The following is a 14,697-nucleotide window of genomic DNA, read 5'->3' on the forward strand; positions in this document are numbered from 1 at the left end:
TCCGTCGTCGGCAGCGTCAGATGTGTATAAGAGACAGCTATAATTTCACTCTTGTATCGGCAAAAGAAGCTATTGCTGCTAAGTTTTTGCTAGATGACCCTTGGGGAGGAATAAAAGATCATCCTCTCAAAGAAGGTATTTTTTAAATTAATACTATCAGGGGAATTTATCTCGAAAAAAAATCCACGCCAAAGCGTGGATTTTTCCCATTAAAAACAAATCAAACGTTAAACAGGAAGTTCATCACGTCGCCATCTTTAACGATATAATCTTTCCCTTCCGCACGCATCTTGCCTGCTTCTTTCGCGCCTTGCTCACCCTTGTAAGTGATAAAGTCTTCAAACGCGATAGTCTGCGCACGAATAAAGCCTTTCTCGAAGTCAGTGTGTATTTTACCAGCCGCCTGAGGCGCAGTTGCACCTACAGGGATGGTCCACGCACGCACTTCTTTAACGCCAGCGGTGAAGTAGGTCTGCAGGTTCAGCAGCTCATAGCCCGCGCGGATCACGCGGTTCAGGCCCGGCTCTTCCAGACCCAACTCGGCCATGAACTCTTCACGGTCGGCGTCGTCCAGCTCGGCGATATCGGACTCAACGGCTGCGCAAACCGCCACAACCACAGAACCTTCTGCCGCGGCGATTTCACGGACTTTGTCCAGGTACGGATTGTTCTCGAAACCGTCTTCGTTAACGTTGGCGATGTACATGGTTGGCTTCAGGGTCAGGAAGCTCAGGTATTTGATCGCCGCTTTGTCTTCGTCAGTCAGGTTTTTCAGCGCTCGCAGCATGCCCGCGTTTTCCAACTGTGGCAGGCATTTTTCCAGCGCAGCCAGTTCCGCTTTCGCGTCCTTGTCGCCGCCTTTGGCTTTCTTCTGCACGCGGTGAATTGCACGTTCGCAGGTGTCGAGGTCAGAGAGCGCCAGCTCGGTGTTGATAACGTCGATATCGTCAGCCGGATCCACTTTGTTGTTTACGTGGATGATGTTGTCGTTCTCGAAGCAGCGCACAACGTGGCCGATCGCTTCAGTTTCACGGATGTTGGTCAGGAACTGGTTGCCCAGGCCTTCACCTTTGGATGCGCCTTTTACCAGGCCCGCGATGTCCACGAACTCCATGGTGGTTGGCAGAATGCGCTGCGGCTTCACGATTTCCGCAAGCTGGTCCAGACGCGGGTCCGGCATTGGCACCACGCCGGTGTTCGGTTCGATGGTACAGAACGGGAAGTTCGCCGCTTCGATACCCGCTTTGGTAAGCGCGTTAAACAGGGTGGATTTGCCCACGTTTGGCAGACCGACGATACCGCATTTGAATCCCATTTCTAAATCACCTTAATATCTTGATAATCAATCCGTTAACGATAACCGATTGATGAAAAGTAAATAACTACGCCTATTATACACGTAACCCGCATGACGCGCGGTAAAAAAGCCGTATCGGGCGGATTATTGCGCTTTGAAAGCGTGTAAGCGATTTGTCGCTTTGGTTAAGCCGTCTTGCAGCCAGATTTCAGTGCAGCGCGCCGCTTCGTCTACCGCCTCGTCAATCAGTTTTTGTTCGGAAACCGGGGGTTTACCGAGCACGAAACCGACAACTTTGTTTTTATCGCCCGGATGGCCGATTCCCACGCGCAAACGGTGGAAATTCGGGTTATTGCCCAGCTTGCTGATGATGTCTTTAAGACCGTTGTGGCCGCCGTGCCCGCCGCCCAGCTTGAATTTTGCTACGCCAGGCGGGAGATCCAGCTCATCGTGGGCGACCAGAATTTCATCCGGGTTAATGCGATAAAACGTTGCCATCGCCGCCACCGCTTTACCACTCAGGTTCATAAAGGTGGTCGGCACCAGCAGGCGAACATCCGCGCCAGCAAGGTTGATACGTGAGGTGTAGCCGAAGAATTTAGGTTCTTCACGCAGGGGAGCACGTAACCGTTCGGCCAGCAGATCGACGTACCAGGCTCCGGCGTTGTGGCGGGTGGCCGCATACTCCGCGCCCGGGTTGGCGAGGCCGACAATCAGTTTAATCGTCACGATTCAATTCCTAATGGGTTCCAGATCTGGCGCGTAGTTTACTGTCTGGCGCGCCGCTTGACAAAATTCTGCGGTTATCCCGGCGAAATTCGAATAATTACTCATCTGAACAATTAGAATTTCAAACTGTTCAACGCCTTATTTGTAAACTTTTGTCTGTGCGTTATCCGTAATTGTGATCATTCACGCAACTCATAAAAGGGGCGTTGTCTATACTTTACACACAAGGATTAGGGGCTTTTCCCCTGACAACCCAAAGTTCCGGAGGTGACATATGAAACGCAAAAACGCTTCGATGCTCGGTAACGTGCTAATGGGGTTGGGACTGTTCGTGATGGTAGTCGGCGTAGGTTATTCCATTTTAAACCAACTGCCGCAGCTTGATCTCCCACAATACTTCGCGCATGGCGCGGTATTGAGCATCTTCCTCGGTGCAGTATTGTGGCTCGCCGGGGCGCGCGTAAGCGGACATGAGGAAGTGTGCGATAAATACTGGTGGGTGCGCCACTACGACAAACGCTGTCGTCGCGACCAGCATAAGCACAGCTAGTGCCTGATTAAGAACATCGAAACGACTCCATCCGGAGTCGTTTTTTTTTGCATAGCATATTGACCCTCACGTAACGTAAGGCTCCAGAGTGGTGGCACTGGCAAAGTAAAAAGGAGCAGTTATGTTGATTCAGGTGGGTGAGCTGGCGAAACGAGCCGGTATCACCGTGCGGACATTGCATCACTACGAGCAAACAGGGCTGTTGCTGCCTTCTGCCAGAAGCGCGGCAGGTTACCGGCTTTACAATCTGGCGGATGTCCAGCGTCTGCACATGATCCAGGCGCTGGCAAAAGCGGGGCTGGAACTTGCCGAAATCAGGGATTTTCTGGAAAAGGAGTCGCTGTCGTTGACCGAGCTACTCGATGCGCAAATCACGCTGCTGGATAAACAGCTGCGCAGCATACACACGCTGCGCGACCGGCTGGTGGAGCTGCGTACCGGGCTTACCGACGATGCGACGCCGGATCTGGAGTCCTGGCTACAGACTCTGGAGTTAATGAATATGTACGATCGCTGGTTTAGCAAAGAAGAATTACAGCAGTTGCCGTTTGCGGTACAGAAGGATGCGCTGGCGGCTATCTGGTCAGGGCTGGTGGCAGAGGCTAACGCGCTGCTGGAACAGGATATACCCGTTACTGACACGCGGGCGATGGATCTGGCGACACGCTGGATGGAACGTCTTGAACAGGACACGGCGGGCAAGCCGGAGTTTCTCACCCGGCTGAACGAGATGCACAGCGTAGAGCCACAGATGCAGGCGCAGACCGGCATCACCCCGGACATGACAGATTACATCACGCGGGCGTTTGCGGAATCTAAGCTCAGCATATGGGAGAAGTATCTCACTGCCGAAGAGATGGCTTTTACCCGGGCGCATTACTTTGACCGCATGATGGAGTGGCCGCCGCTGGTGGCGAAACTGCATCAGGCGCAGCGGGACAATATCGCTCCTGACTCGAAGGAGGCGCAAAAGCTGGCTGAAAACTGGCTGGCATTGTTCCAGTCCTACGCAGGCACCAACCCCGAGACCCAGCAAAAGTTTCGTACGGCTATGCAGCAGGAGCCGCATCTGATGAAAGGAACCTGGATGACGCCTGCCGTGCTTGCATGGCTCCAGCAGGCGATCGGGGTGATGATGCAGAGACGTTTCTCTGCATCAGATAATTCACAGATCCGCTAACGCGGCTTCACGGTTAGGATAAAAGGCAAGGCGGCCAGGGATCGGCTGCACGCCCGCACGCGCCATGGTGCGCAGGGGCTGGAATTCCAGGTTGCTGACCCGCAGCTCGCAGCCTTCCGGCAGACGTTTCACAAAGCGCTGGAAGGCATCCAGACCGCCGGCATCCAGCACCGGGACGGCATCCCACTTCAGCACCACAACCCGTTTCCCCGCGATGCGGGACTCCAGATCGCTGAACAATCCTTCCGCCGCGGCGAAGAATAGCGGGCCAATCACGCGCAGCACCAGCACATCCTCAGGCACCTCGACGTTTACCGACGAGAGGCGCGTCATCTGCGCGATGCGGCGCATAAACAGCAGGGAAGCCAGCACGATCCCGACGCTGATGGCGATAACCATGTCGAACAGCACGGTCAGCGACATGCAGATTAGCATCACGATGATGTCGTCTTTCGGCGCGCGACGCAGCAGGTTCACCACCTTGTGCGCCTCGCTCATGTTCCAGGCCACCATCAGCAGCAGGGCGGCCATGGCGGAAAGCGGCAGCCAGGAGAGCAGTGGGGCAAGGATCAGCAGCGCCAGAATCACCAGCACGGAGTGGATAACCGCTGAAACGGGGGAGGTCGCACCTGCGCGCACGTTTGCCGCAGAACGGGCGATGGCTGCCGTGGCGGTAATCCCGCCAAAGAATGGTGCGATGAGGTTGCCTAAGCCCTGACCGACCAGTTCGCTGTTGGCTTTGTGCTTGGTGCCGGTCATGCCGTCGAGCACCACGGCGCACAGCAGGGATTCAATCGCTCCCAGCATCGCCATAGAGAACGCGGCGGGCAGCAGGGCGCGAAGGGAATTCCAGCTCAGGGTGAAGCTCGAACCAGGCATGTCCCACGGCAGCACCAGCTGCGGCAGCAGCTGCGGAATGCCGTTACCCTGCGAACCGTCCGCCAGAACATAGTGGAACTGCGAGCCGATAGTCGCGACATGACCGCCGAACATATTGACGATAGCCATCACCGCGCAGCCCAGCAGCAGGGCGGGCAGATGGCCCGGCAGGCGAATACCGAGGCGAGGCCAGACGATCAGCGTCCCCAGGGTGACTATTCCGATGGCGGCGTCGCCCAGGTTGGCCGTTGGCAGCGCCATAAACAGCGCCCCCACTTTTTGCAAATAGTGTTCCGGAATATGAGCCATCTGCAGGCCGAGGAAATCCTTGATCTGCATGGTTCCGATGGTGATCCCAATCCCCGAAGTGAACCCCAGCGTCACGGAAAGAGGAATATATTCAATCAGGCGACCAAAACGGGCCAGACCGAACAGAATCAAAAAGACGCCGGACATCAGGGTGGCAACCAGCAGGCCTGCCAGACCAAACTGTTGTGAAACCGGGTAGAGGATAACCACAAAGGCGGCGGTCGGGCCGGAGACGCTGAAGCGCGAGCCGCCCGTCAGGGCAATAACAATCCCGGCAACGGCCGAGGTATACAGACCGTACTGTGGCGCAACGCCGCTGCCAATCGCCAGCGCCATCGCCAGCGGGATGGCAATAATTCCGACGGTGATCCCGGCAATCAGGTCACGGATAAAGCGTGACGAGGTGTACTTCTCTTTCCAGCAGGCGTCGATGAGGGCGCGAAAGGGCAGAACATGTGAGGAGGCTACGTTTTTCACAATTATCTATCATCCGTGTGCGCATCATCTGTCATATGAATGGCAGGTGAAGGAGGCATTAATCATACAAATAAAACCCAGAGACAAAAAAACCCGCCGCAGCGGGTTTTTTGGCCGTGTTCGATTAGTGTTCGAACATTGCAGAGATGGATTCTTCGTTGCTGATACGACGAATCGCTTCGGCCAGCATCCCGGACAGGGTCAGGGTACGCACGTTTGGCAGTGCCTTGATCTCGTCGCTCAGTGGGATGGTATCGCATACCACAACTTCGTCAATGACGGAGTTGCGCAGGTTGTTCACGGCATTACCGGAGAAGATCGGGTGGGTCGCGTAAGCGAACACGCGCTTGGCACCGCGCTCTTTCAGCGCTTCAGCGGCTTTACACAGCGTACCGCCGGTATCGATCATGTCGTCAACCAGCACGCAGTCGCGGCCAGCCACGTCACCGATGATGTGCATCACCTGAGAAACGTTAGCGCGCGGACGACGCTTGTCGATGATCGCCATGTCGGTATCGTTCAGCAGCTTAGCGATAGCACGGGCACGTACCACGCCGCCGATGTCCGGAGAAACCACGATTGGGTTGTCCAGGTTCAGCTGCAGCATGTCTTCCAGCAGGATTGGGCTGCCGAATACGTTATCAACCGGGACGTCGAAGAAGCCCTGGATCTGCTCTGCGTGCAGGTCAACGGTCAGTACGCGGTCAACGCCGACGCTGGACAGGAAGTCAGCGACAACTTTTGCGGTGATTGGCACACGCGCGGAACGGACGCGACGGTCCTGGCGGGCATAACCAAAGTAAGGGATAACAGCAGTGATACGGCCTGCGGAAGCGCGACGCAGAGCGTCGACCATAACAACCAGTTCCATCAGGTTGTCGTTTGTTGGAGCACAGGTGGACTGGATGATGAAAATATCACCACCGCGTACATTTTCGTTAATTTGTACGCTGACTTCGCCGTCGCTAAAGCGACCTACGGCGGCGTCGCCGAGGGAAGTGTACAGGCGGTTGGCAATACGTTGTGCTAGTTCCGGGGTGGCGTTACCAGCAAAAAGCTTCATATCAGGCACGAGAAGAACCTCAGGCATGCGTCCAGTGGTGGATAGCGTTCGCCGCAAACTGCGGGGCCTAAGCGAAGGCTATCCAGGCGGTGTATTAAAGAGCGCGATGCAACGTCTGGAACAGGGTGACGTTGTCACCGAAACTCAGTCTGCGCCAGAATGGCCTGCTGTAGGGGGGAGGTGTTCATCCCGCGCGCTACAAAACCATGCAGCCAATCCGGCGCTTGCTCAAGCACCTGACGGGCGGCGGATTCGGTGTCAAATTCAGCAAAGACACAGGCCCCTGTACCGGTCAGGCGCGACGGCGCGTATTCTAACAGCCAGGAAAGCACCGCATCAACCTCGCGAAAACGTTTTCTTGCGATATCCTCGCAATCGTTGCTGAATTCACAATTTAATAACGTTTCTATTGACCGTACCGGGGTATTTCTTTTCAGGTCAGGATCTTTAAAGATGACCGGGGTCGGAATGCTCACGCCGGGGTGGGCAACCAGATACCATTTCTCCGGCGGGTTGACCGGGGAGAGGATCTCGCCCACGCCCTCGGCAAAGGCCGCGTGGCCGCGAACAAACACAGGGACATCTGCGCCCAGCGTTAAGCCCAAACCAGCCAGTTCATCCGTCGACAGCCCGCAGCCCCAGAGGTGGTTCAGCGCAACCAGCACGGTGGCGGCGTTGGATGAGCCCCCGCCGAGACCGCCACCCATCGGCAGACGCTTCTCAATGCGGATATCCGCACCGCTTCCCGCCGGCAGACGGCCCGATTCCGCGGCGGCTTTCATCAGCAGGCGCGCGGCGCGGACGATCAGGTTGTCCTCATGCGCCACGCCGTCGACCGGCGTCAGCAGGCAAATCTGCCCATCCTGACGCGGCTCGATGGCAATCGTGTCGCCATAGTCAATAAACTGAAACAGCGTCTGCAGAGTGTGATAGCCGTCAGCACGCTGGCCGGTGATGTATAAAAACAGGTTCAGTTTTGCCGGAGAAGGCCAGTGGGTCATCATTTAACGATCCAGTTGTCCATTTTCAGCTTGATGCGCTGGCTGCCCTGGGTCAGCTCCATGTTTGATGGCAGCGAGGGTTTACTCTTGCTGTCATAGGCGCTGTACACCACTTTCCAGGTTTTGCCGTTCTGGGTGTAGTTGACCTGGCTCAGACGGTATTGATCGTCAAGCGTATAGTCGGTCGCTTCGCCCGGCAGGCCGAGGATCCACTGGCGCAGGCTGTTCAGCGGAATTGGCATCCCGGTCAGCTTGCCAATCATCTCTTCAGCATCGGTCGCCGTGTAGTGCTGGCCTTTGTTATCGGTGATCTGCGCTTCGCCCGGTTTGGCGATAAGCTCCAGCTCGGTGCTGCCAAGCGGGTTCAGCAGCAGCAGGCGATAGTTGTCCTGCCCCGTTTGCTGCCAGAAGAAGCGGGCATAAACCTTTTGTTCGTCAGAGAGATACGCGAAGGCGCCGCGCGTCTGGTACTGCTTCAAATTAAGGACGTCCTGCTGGTGCTGACGCCACTGCGGTGAATCAGGGCTTTTGCCCGGGCCTTTTGGTTGGGTGACAGTACAGGCGGTCAGAACCAGTGCTGCCAGCGGCAGCAGGCGAATCAGTCGGGTCATAATGAGGACAAATCCTTGAGATACGTTGCAGTTATAACTGTTAATGCTAGCGCCCCGCAGTGCTACCGTCTACGTTCAAATTATCTCAAAGCGTTGAGTAACCTATTACTCCGAAAGGAGGCGGTCTCTTTTATTGATCTCGCGCATCCTGTATGATGCGTCCTGCTAACCTTATTAACGCTGGTACTACTCCCGCTCAACATGACCCTATTAGCACTCGGCATCAACCACAAAACGGCCCCGGTTTCGCTGCGAGAACGCGTTACGTTTTCGCCGGATACGCTTGACCTGGCGCTGGACAGCCTGCTTGCACAGCCGATGGTGCAGGGTGGCGTGGTGCTTTCGACGTGCAACCGTACCGAGCTGTATTTGAGCGTGGAAGAGCAGGATAACCTGCACGACGCGCTGATCCGCTGGCTATGTGACTACCACAATCTCAACGAAGACGAGCTGCGCAACAGCCTGTACTGGCATCAGGATAACGATGCGGTCAGCCATCTGATGCGCGTCGCCAGCGGTCTGGATTCGCTGGTGCTTGGCGAGCCGCAGATCCTCGGCCAGGTAAAAAAAGCCTTCGCAGATTCCCAGAAAGGGCATCTCAAGGCCAGCGAGCTGGAGCGTATGTTCCAGAAGTCCTTCTCCGTGGCGAAGCGTGTGCGAACCGAAACCGACATTGGTGCCAGTGCGGTTTCTGTTGCTTTCGCGGCTTGTACCCTTGCACGGCAAATCTTTGAATCCCTGTCGACCGTCACCGTGATGCTGGTAGGCGCGGGCGAAACCATCGAGCTTGTGGCGCGCCATCTGCGCGAGCATAAAGTGAAAAAGATGATTATCGCGAACCGCACCCGCGAACGCGCGCAGGTGCTGGCGGACGAAGTGGGTGCCGAGGTGGTTGCGCTGAGCGATATTGATGAACGTCTGAAAGAGGCGGACATTATTATCAGCTCTACCGCCAGCCCGCTGCCGATCATCGGTAAAGGGATGGTGGAGCGTGCGCTGAAATCCCGCCGTAATCAGCCAATGCTGCTGGTGGATATCGCCGTTCCGCGCGATGTTGAGCCAGAGGTTGGCAAGCTGGCTAACGCCTATCTTTACAGCGTGGATGACCTGCAAAGCATTATTTCGCACAACCTCGCCCAGCGTAAAGCGGCGGCGGTGCAGGCGGAAACCATTGTTGAGCAGGAAACCAGCGAATTTATGGCCTGGCTGCGCGCGCAAAGCGTCAGCGAGACCATCCGCGAGTACCGCGGGCAGGCGGAGCAGGTGCGTGATGACCTGACTGCCAAAGCGTTAGCGGCCCTGGAACAGGGCGGCGACGCGCAGGCGATTATGCAGGATCTGGCGTGGAAGCTGACCAACCGCCTGATCCATGCGCCAACCAAATCTCTTCAACAGGCTGCCCGTGACGGGGATGATGAACGCCTGACTATTCTGCGCAACAGCCTCGGGCTGGAATAGCGCCCTATACCCATTTTCTAAGACAAGGTGCACTTACGCCTATGAAGCCTTCTATCGTCGCTAAACTGGAAGCTCTGCACGAGCGCCATGAAGAAGTACAGGCGCTGCTCGGCGATGCCGGGACTATCGCAGACCAGGAACGTTTTCGCGCGCTTTCGCGTGAATATGCGCAGTTGAGTGATGTATCAAAATGCTTTACCGACTGGCGACAGGTTCAGGAAGATATTGAAACCGCGCAGATGATGCTCGACGATCCTGAGATGCGCGAGATGGCGCAGGAAGAGCTGCAGGATGCAAAAGCGCGTTCCGAAGAGATGGAGCAGCAGCTTCAGGTGCTGCTCCTGCCGAAAGATCCGGACGATGAACGTAACGCGTTTGTCGAAGTGCGCGCCGGTACCGGCGGTGACGAAGCGGCGCTCTTTGCCGGGGATCTGTTCCGCATGTACAGCCGCTACGCCGAATCGCGCCGCTGGCGCGTGGAGATCATGAGCGCCAACGAAGGTGAACATGGCGGCTACAAAGAGGTTATCGCCAAGATCAGCGGCGACGGCGTGTACGGACGTCTGAAGTTTGAATCCGGCGGTCACCGCGTGCAGCGCGTTCCGGCCACCGAATCTCAGGGCCGCATTCATACCTCCGCCTGTACGGTGGCGGTGATGCCGGAGCTGCCGGAAGCGGAACTGCCGGACATCAACCCGGCGGACCTGCGCATCGACACCTTCCGCTCCTCCGGGGCGGGTGGTCAGCACGTTAACACCACCGACTCCGCCATCCGCATTACCCACCTGCCGACCGGCATCGTGGTGGAGTGTCAGGACGAACGTTCGCAGCACAAAAACAAAGCCAAAGCGTTGTCCGTGCTGGGCGCGCGCATCCACGCGGCGGAAATGGCGAAGCGTCAGCAGGCGGAAGCCTCTACGCGTCGTAACCTGCTGGGCAGCGGCGATCGCAGCGACCGTAACCGCACCTACAACTTCCCTCAGGGGCGCGTGACCGACCACCGCATCAACCTGACCCTGTACCGTCTGGACGAGGTGATGGAAGGGAAGCTGGATATGCTGATTGAGCCTATCGTGCAGGAATACCAGGCCGACCAGCTGGCGGCGCTGTCCGAGCAGGAATAATGGATTTTCAGCGCTGGTTACGTGAGGCGGCCGCTGAGCTTTGCAAAAGCGAAAGCCCGAAGCGAGACGCCGAAATTTTGCTTGAGCATGTGACGGGTAAAGCCCGCACGTACCTGCTGGCATTCGGCGAAACTGAGCTAACTGCAGAGCAGGAAGCACGGCTCGCCGCGCTCCTTGCCCGCCGTAAAAACGGCGAGCCGGTGGCGCACCTTGTCGGTGAGCGCGAGTTCTGGTCGCTACCGCTTTACGTCTCGGCGGCGACGCTGATCCCGCGTCCGGATACCGAGTGTCTGGTGGAGCAGGCGCTGGCACGTTTACCCGCAGCGGCCTGCCGCATTCTCGATCTCGGTACTGGCACTGGTGCTATCGCGCTGGCGCTGGCCAGCGAGCGGCCTGACTGCGATGTGACGGCAGTGGATGTGATGCCCGACGCGGTGGCGCTGGCGCTGCGTAATGTGGAACGTCTCAGGCTCAGCAACGTAACGGTGCTGCAAAGCAGCTGGTTTGCCGCGCTGGAGAACCGCTCATTTGCGATGATTGTCAGCAATCCTCCTTACATTGACGAACATGATCCGCACCTTGCGCAGGGAGATGTTCGCTTCGAACCGCTGACGGCGCTTGTGGCCGCCAACGCGGGATTAGCCGATCTTGATCACATTGTGACAACGTCACGAGAGCATTTGCTTCCCGGCGGCTGGCTGCTCGTGGAGCATGGCTGGACGCAGGGAGAATCCGTGCGGGCACTGTTTACCCAGGCAGGCTACGCCGCTGTCGAAACCTGCCGCGACTACGGCGGCAACGAACGCCTGACGCTGGGGCAGTGGTCTTGAGATCCGGGTATCTGCCATTTACTGATAAAGGCGTAAGGCTGACTGAAAGGCAGTTTGGCGTTATCATCTACATCGTTTTGAGTTTTATCGCGCCTGAGCGTCATTGTTCGCTCAGTCGTTACTGGGGTAAGTCATGAGGTCCTTAGCCGATTTCGAATTTAATAAAGTGCCGCTTTGCGATGGCATGATCCTGATTTCGGAGATGATACGCGACGATTTTACGTCGCAGTACGTCTACGATGAGCTGGAGAATCTGGTCAGCCTGGCGCGTGAAGAGATCAATCAGGCGCGCCCGCAGGACTGGCAATTAGAGAAGCTTCTGGAGCTTTTCTACGGCGAATGGGGTTTCTGCGACACGCGTGGCGTGTATCGCCTGTCTGACGCATTATGGCTGGACCAGGTCTTAAAAAATCGTCAGGGCAGCGCCGTTGCGCTGGGCTCTATTTTGCTGTGGGTTGCGCACCGCCTGGATATTCCGCTGGTGCCGGTTATTTTCCCGACGCAGATGATCCTGCGTGCGGAGTGGCTGGACGGTGAGATGTGGCTCATTAATCCGTTTAACGGCGACACGCTGGACGAGCATACGCTGGACGTCTGGCTGAAAGGCAACATCAGCCCGGTGGCCGAGCTCTTTAACGAAGATCTCGACGAAGCCGACAACGCCGAGGTCATTCGCAAGCTGCTGGATACGCTGAAGTCAGCGCTGATGGAAGAGCGTCAGATGGAGCTGGCCTTGCGTGCCAGTGAAGTGCTGCTGCAGTTTAATCCGGAAGATCCGTACGAAATTCGCGACCGCGGGCTTATCTATGCCCAGCTCGACTGCGAGCACGTGGCGCTGAACGATCTGAGCTATTTCGTCGAGCAGTGTCCGGAAGATCCGATTAGCGAAATGATTCGCGCGCAGATCAACGCGATCTCGCACAAACAAATTACACTGCATTAATCTTAATTCCGATTCACACCTGAATAAGGCGATCCTATGAAACAAAAAGTGGTTAGCATTGGTGATATCAAGGTAGCAAACGACCTGCCGTTCGTGCTGTTTGGCGGTATGAACGTGCTGGAATCCCGCGATCTCGCCATGCGTATCTGCGAGCACTACGTGACCGTGACCCAGAAGCTGGGCATTCCGTACGTGTTTAAAGCCTCTTTTGACAAAGCCAACCGCTCCTCCATCAACTCTTACCGTGGCCCGGGCCTGGAAGAGGGGATGAAAATTTTCCAGGAGCTGAAGCAGACGTTTGGCGTGAAAGTGATCACCGACGTGCATGAGTCCTGGCAGGCGCAGCCTGTGGCAGACGTGGTAGACGTAATCCAGCTTCCGGCGTTCCTGGCGCGTCAGACCGACCTGGTTGCCGCGATGGCGAAAACCGGTGCCGTGATCAACGTGAAAAAACCGCAGTTCGTGAGCCCTGGCCAGATGGGTAACATCGTTGATAAGTTTATCGAAGGCGGTAACGACAAGATTATTCTGTGCGACCGTGGCGCTAACTTCGGTTACGACAACCTGGTTGTGGACATGCTGGGCTTCAGCGTCATGAAGAACGTCTCTAACCAGTCGCCGGTGATCTTCGACGTGACCCACGCGCTGCAGTGCCGCGACCCGTTTGGTGCAGCCTCTGGCGGCCGTCGTGCTCAGGTGACCGAGCTGGCGCGCGCCGGTATGGCGACCGGTCTGGCAGGTCTGTTCATTGAAGCGCACCCGGATCCGGCTAACGCGAAATGCGATGGCCCATCCGCGCTGCCTCTGGATAAGCTGGAGCCGTTCCTGAAGCAGATCAAAGCGATTGACGATCTGGTGAAAAGCTTCGACGAGCTGGATACCAGCAACTAATAAAAAAACCCGCTTCGGCGGGTTTTTTTATGGGACATATTGCCGGGTAAGCGCAGCGCCGCTGGGCAAAAAGACTACGCAAAAATTGTCATCAAATACGCTACAAACAGCGCCATATGCGCCGCGCCGTTCAGGACATTGGTGCGGCCAGTGGAGAATGAAATCTGGCACAGCAGCAGCGAGGCCACCATCACAATCATCTCCGGCGCGCCCAGCGCAAACTGCAGCTCGTTACCGGTCATAAAGGCAATCAGCGTCACCACCGGCACGGTGAGTGAAATGGTCGCCAGCACGGAGCCGAAGAACAGATTCATCGCACGCTGCACCTGATTGTTCAGCACCGCCTTCAGCGCACCTAAACCCTCAGGGGACAGGATCAGCAGCGCCACCAGGAAACCGGTAAAGGCCACCGGCGCGTTCAGCTCGGTTAACAGCGTCTCCAGCGGGTTGGCGTTCATCTTGGTGACGGCAATCACCGCAATCAGATGCACGATCAGCCAAACCGTGTGCCACGCGCTGCTGTGGGCCGACGGCTTGCCGTGGTGCGGGTCATCGTCGTCGCTGTCGTCTTCATGCTCATACACAAACAGGCTCTGGTGCGTTTTGGTCTGAATGAGCAGGAACACGCCGTACATGGCGGCGGAAATCAGCGCGACCAGCAGCGCCTGGCCGGTGGAGAAGTTTGCACCCGGCAGCGCCATCGGGAAGACAAGCACAATGATGGCCAGCGGGAAGAGGGCAATCAGATACTGTTTAATGCCGAAAAGATTCATGTACTGAGTCGCAAATTTGCGCCCGCCCAGCAGCAGAGAGAAGCCTACCAGGCCGCCCGTCACAATCATAATGATGGAGTAAAGCGTATCGCGCATCAGGGTCGGGGCGGCATCGCCGGTTGCCATCAGCGCGGAAATCAGGCTGACTTCGAGAATAACGACGGAAAGGCTGAGAATTAAAGAGCCATAAGGCTCGCCCAGGCGGTGGGCTAATACGTCCGCATGGCGAACGACGCTAAATGCGCTGGTTAAGATACCGACTAGGGCAAGAATATTGATACCAACCACCACTGGCAGTGACTGACTGCTTCCCCAGAAGAGCAGCACAGCCAGTGCCAGAACCGGGAAAATGAGAGACGTCTCCTTGTGGCGGGTCTTTACCGCCTCGTGTGTTGCTGTCATGTGCTTCTCCATCAATGCAGGTGCTTGTAATTATAGATAGATTTTAAGGGCAATAAATTAACAGAAATCTGTTAAATAACCTTTATTTTTTACTTAATTTTACCCTTTGTTATGGTTTTCTTGTTTAATGCCTATAATAAGATATCTCTTTTAAATATAGTTTAAATAACAATGAATTAT

General features: G+C 56.4%; 14 protein-coding genes and 1 pseudogene. 8 read left to right on the top strand and 7 right to left on the bottom strand.

All coding sequences use genetic code 11. The annotated features are described in order from the left end of the window. Positions 1 to 220 precede the first annotated feature (220 nt). Together ychF and pth are read right to left on the bottom strand one after the other, a co-directional pair. Positions 221 to 1,315, bottom strand: coding sequence for a redox-regulated ATPase YchF (gene ychF, locus HBA26_RS05400; RefSeq protein ID WP_003856650.1), 1,095 nt, complete (start codon positions 1,313 to 1,315; stop codon positions 221 to 223). 126 nt (positions 1,316 to 1,441) lie between these two features. Continuing rightward, entirely contained in the window at positions 1,442 to 2,026 is a 585-nt protein-coding gene (pth, locus tag HBA26_RS05405; RefSeq protein WP_008499504.1) for an aminoacyl-tRNA hydrolase, read from the bottom strand. Between the two features lie 274 nt (positions 2,027 to 2,300). On the opposite strand from pth, the gene ychH reads away from it, so the two are divergent. Together ychH and HBA26_RS05415 are read left to right on the top strand one after the other, a co-directional pair. Then, positions 2,301 to 2,576: a stress-induced protein YchH gene (gene ychH, locus HBA26_RS05410; protein WP_028013466.1), complete on the top strand. Its 276-nt coding sequence runs from the start codon at positions 2,301 to 2,303 to the stop codon at positions 2,574 to 2,576. Between the two features lie 121 nt (positions 2,577 to 2,697). Then, on the top strand, positions 2,698 to 3,756 hold the full coding sequence (locus tag HBA26_RS05415) for a MerR family transcriptional regulator (RefSeq protein ID WP_063154402.1): 1,059 nt from the start codon (positions 2,698 to 2,700) through the stop codon (positions 3,754 to 3,756). On the opposite strand, the gene dauA is transcribed toward HBA26_RS05415, so the two are convergent. The 4 genes from dauA to lolB all read right to left on the bottom strand — a co-directional run bounded on the left by dauA (position 3,742) and on the right by lolB (position 8,096). After that, a complete protein-coding gene (dauA, locus tag HBA26_RS05420; RefSeq protein WP_063154400.1) occupies positions 3,742 to 5,421 on the bottom strand; it encodes a C4-dicarboxylic acid transporter DauA in 1,680 nt (559 codons plus the stop codon). The genes HBA26_RS05415 and dauA overlap by 15 nt on opposite strands. A gap of 124 nt (positions 5,422 to 5,545) precedes the next feature. After that, positions 5,546 to 6,493 carry a ribose-phosphate diphosphokinase gene (gene prs, locus HBA26_RS05425; protein ID WP_003856663.1) on the bottom strand — a complete coding sequence of 316 codons (948 nt, stop codon included), beginning with the start codon at positions 6,491 to 6,493 and terminating at the stop codon, positions 5,546 to 5,548. 125 nt (positions 6,494 to 6,618) lie between these two features. Next, on the bottom strand, positions 6,619 to 7,488 hold the full coding sequence (gene ispE, locus HBA26_RS05430; protein WP_028013463.1) for a 4-(cytidine 5'-diphospho)-2-C-methyl-D-erythritol kinase: 870 nt from the start codon (positions 7,486 to 7,488) through the stop codon (positions 6,619 to 6,621). Then, on the bottom strand, positions 7,485 to 8,096 hold the full coding sequence (gene lolB / locus HBA26_RS05435; protein WP_028013462.1) for a lipoprotein insertase outer membrane protein LolB: 612 nt from the start codon (positions 8,094 to 8,096) through the stop codon (positions 7,485 to 7,487). The genes ispE and lolB overlap by 4 nt, the downstream gene beginning before the upstream one ends. A gap of 201 nt (positions 8,097 to 8,297) precedes the next feature. Here lolB and hemA point away from each other — a divergent pair, with 201 nt between their 5' ends. The 6 genes and pseudogenes from hemA to kdsA all read left to right on the top strand — a co-directional run bounded on the left by hemA (position 8,298) and on the right by kdsA (position 13,342). Beyond that, the gene (hemA, locus tag HBA26_RS05440) at positions 8,298 to 9,554 is read left to right on the top strand and encodes a glutamyl-tRNA reductase (RefSeq protein WP_021240361.1); all 1,257 of its coding nucleotides are present in this window, start codon (positions 8,298 to 8,300) and stop codon (positions 9,552 to 9,554) included. Between the two features lie 41 nt (positions 9,555 to 9,595). Continuing rightward, entirely contained in the window at positions 9,596 to 10,678 is a 1,083-nt protein-coding gene (prfA, locus tag HBA26_RS05445; RefSeq protein WP_021240360.1) for a peptide chain release factor 1, read from the top strand. Then, on the top strand, positions 10,678 to 11,508 hold the full coding sequence (prmC, locus tag HBA26_RS05450; protein ID WP_045261109.1) for a peptide chain release factor N(5)-glutamine methyltransferase: 831 nt from the start codon (positions 10,678 to 10,680) through the stop codon (positions 11,506 to 11,508). The genes prfA and prmC overlap by 1 nt, the downstream gene beginning before the upstream one ends. Then, positions 11,493 to 11,600: pseudogene (locus HBA26_RS22865) on the top strand (siroheme synthase); the annotation flags it as partial. The gene prmC and the pseudogene HBA26_RS22865, both read left to right, overlap by 16 nt. Positions 11,601 to 11,641: 41 nt before the next feature. Then, positions 11,642 to 12,451: an invasion regulator SirB1 gene (sirB1, locus tag HBA26_RS05460; RefSeq protein ID WP_028013460.1), complete on the top strand. Its 810-nt coding sequence runs from the start codon at positions 11,642 to 11,644 to the stop codon at positions 12,449 to 12,451. Between the two features lie 36 nt (positions 12,452 to 12,487). After that, positions 12,488 to 13,342, top strand: a complete 855-nt coding sequence (kdsA, locus tag HBA26_RS05465; RefSeq protein ID WP_028013459.1) for a 3-deoxy-8-phosphooctulonate synthase — start codon at positions 12,488 to 12,490, stop codon at positions 13,340 to 13,342. 74 nt (positions 13,343 to 13,416) lie between these two features. Here kdsA and chaA read toward each other — a convergent pair whose 3' ends face one another. Beyond that, entirely contained in the window at positions 13,417 to 14,517 is a 1,101-nt protein-coding gene (chaA, locus tag HBA26_RS05470) for a sodium-potassium/proton antiporter ChaA (RefSeq protein WP_008499517.1), read from the bottom strand. Positions 14,518 to 14,697 lie beyond the last annotated feature (180 nt).

The organism is Enterobacter sp. 725m/11, from assembly GCF_011683705.1.
GTDB classification, from domain to species: Bacteria; Pseudomonadota; Gammaproteobacteria; order Enterobacterales; family Enterobacteriaceae; genus Enterobacter; species Enterobacter bugandensis.

Excerpts from the sequence above, each read along its gene's own strand:
- ychF (WP_003856650.1), bottom strand. The coding sequence starts at position 1,315 with ATGGGATTCAAATGCGGTATCGTCGGTCTGCCAAACGTGGGCAAATCC.
- ychH (WP_028013466.1), top strand. The coding sequence starts at position 2,301 with ATGAAACGCAAAAACGCTTCGATGCTCGGTAACGTGCTAATGGGGTTG.
- HBA26_RS05415 (WP_063154402.1), top strand. The coding sequence starts at position 2,698 with ATGTTGATTCAGGTGGGTGAGCTGGCGAAACGAGCCGGTATCACCGTG.
- ispE (WP_028013463.1), bottom strand. The coding sequence starts at position 7,488 with ATGATGACCCACTGGCCTTCTCCGGCAAAACTGAACCTGTTTTTATAC.
- lolB (WP_028013462.1), bottom strand. The coding sequence starts at position 8,096 with ATGACCCGACTGATTCGCCTGCTGCCGCTGGCAGCACTGGTTCTGACC.
- hemA (WP_021240361.1), top strand. The coding sequence starts at position 8,298 with ATGACCCTATTAGCACTCGGCATCAACCACAAAACGGCCCCGGTTTCG.
- prfA (WP_021240360.1), top strand. The coding sequence starts at position 9,596 with ATGAAGCCTTCTATCGTCGCTAAACTGGAAGCTCTGCACGAGCGCCAT.
- prmC (WP_045261109.1), top strand. The coding sequence starts at position 10,678 with ATGGATTTTCAGCGCTGGTTACGTGAGGCGGCCGCTGAGCTTTGCAAA.
- sirB1 (WP_028013460.1), top strand. The coding sequence starts at position 11,642 with ATGAGGTCCTTAGCCGATTTCGAATTTAATAAAGTGCCGCTTTGCGAT.
- kdsA (WP_028013459.1), top strand. The coding sequence starts at position 12,488 with ATGAAACAAAAAGTGGTTAGCATTGGTGATATCAAGGTAGCAAACGAC.
- chaA (WP_008499517.1), bottom strand. The coding sequence starts at position 14,517 with ATGACAGCAACACACGAGGCGGTAAAGACCCGCCACAAGGAGACGTCT.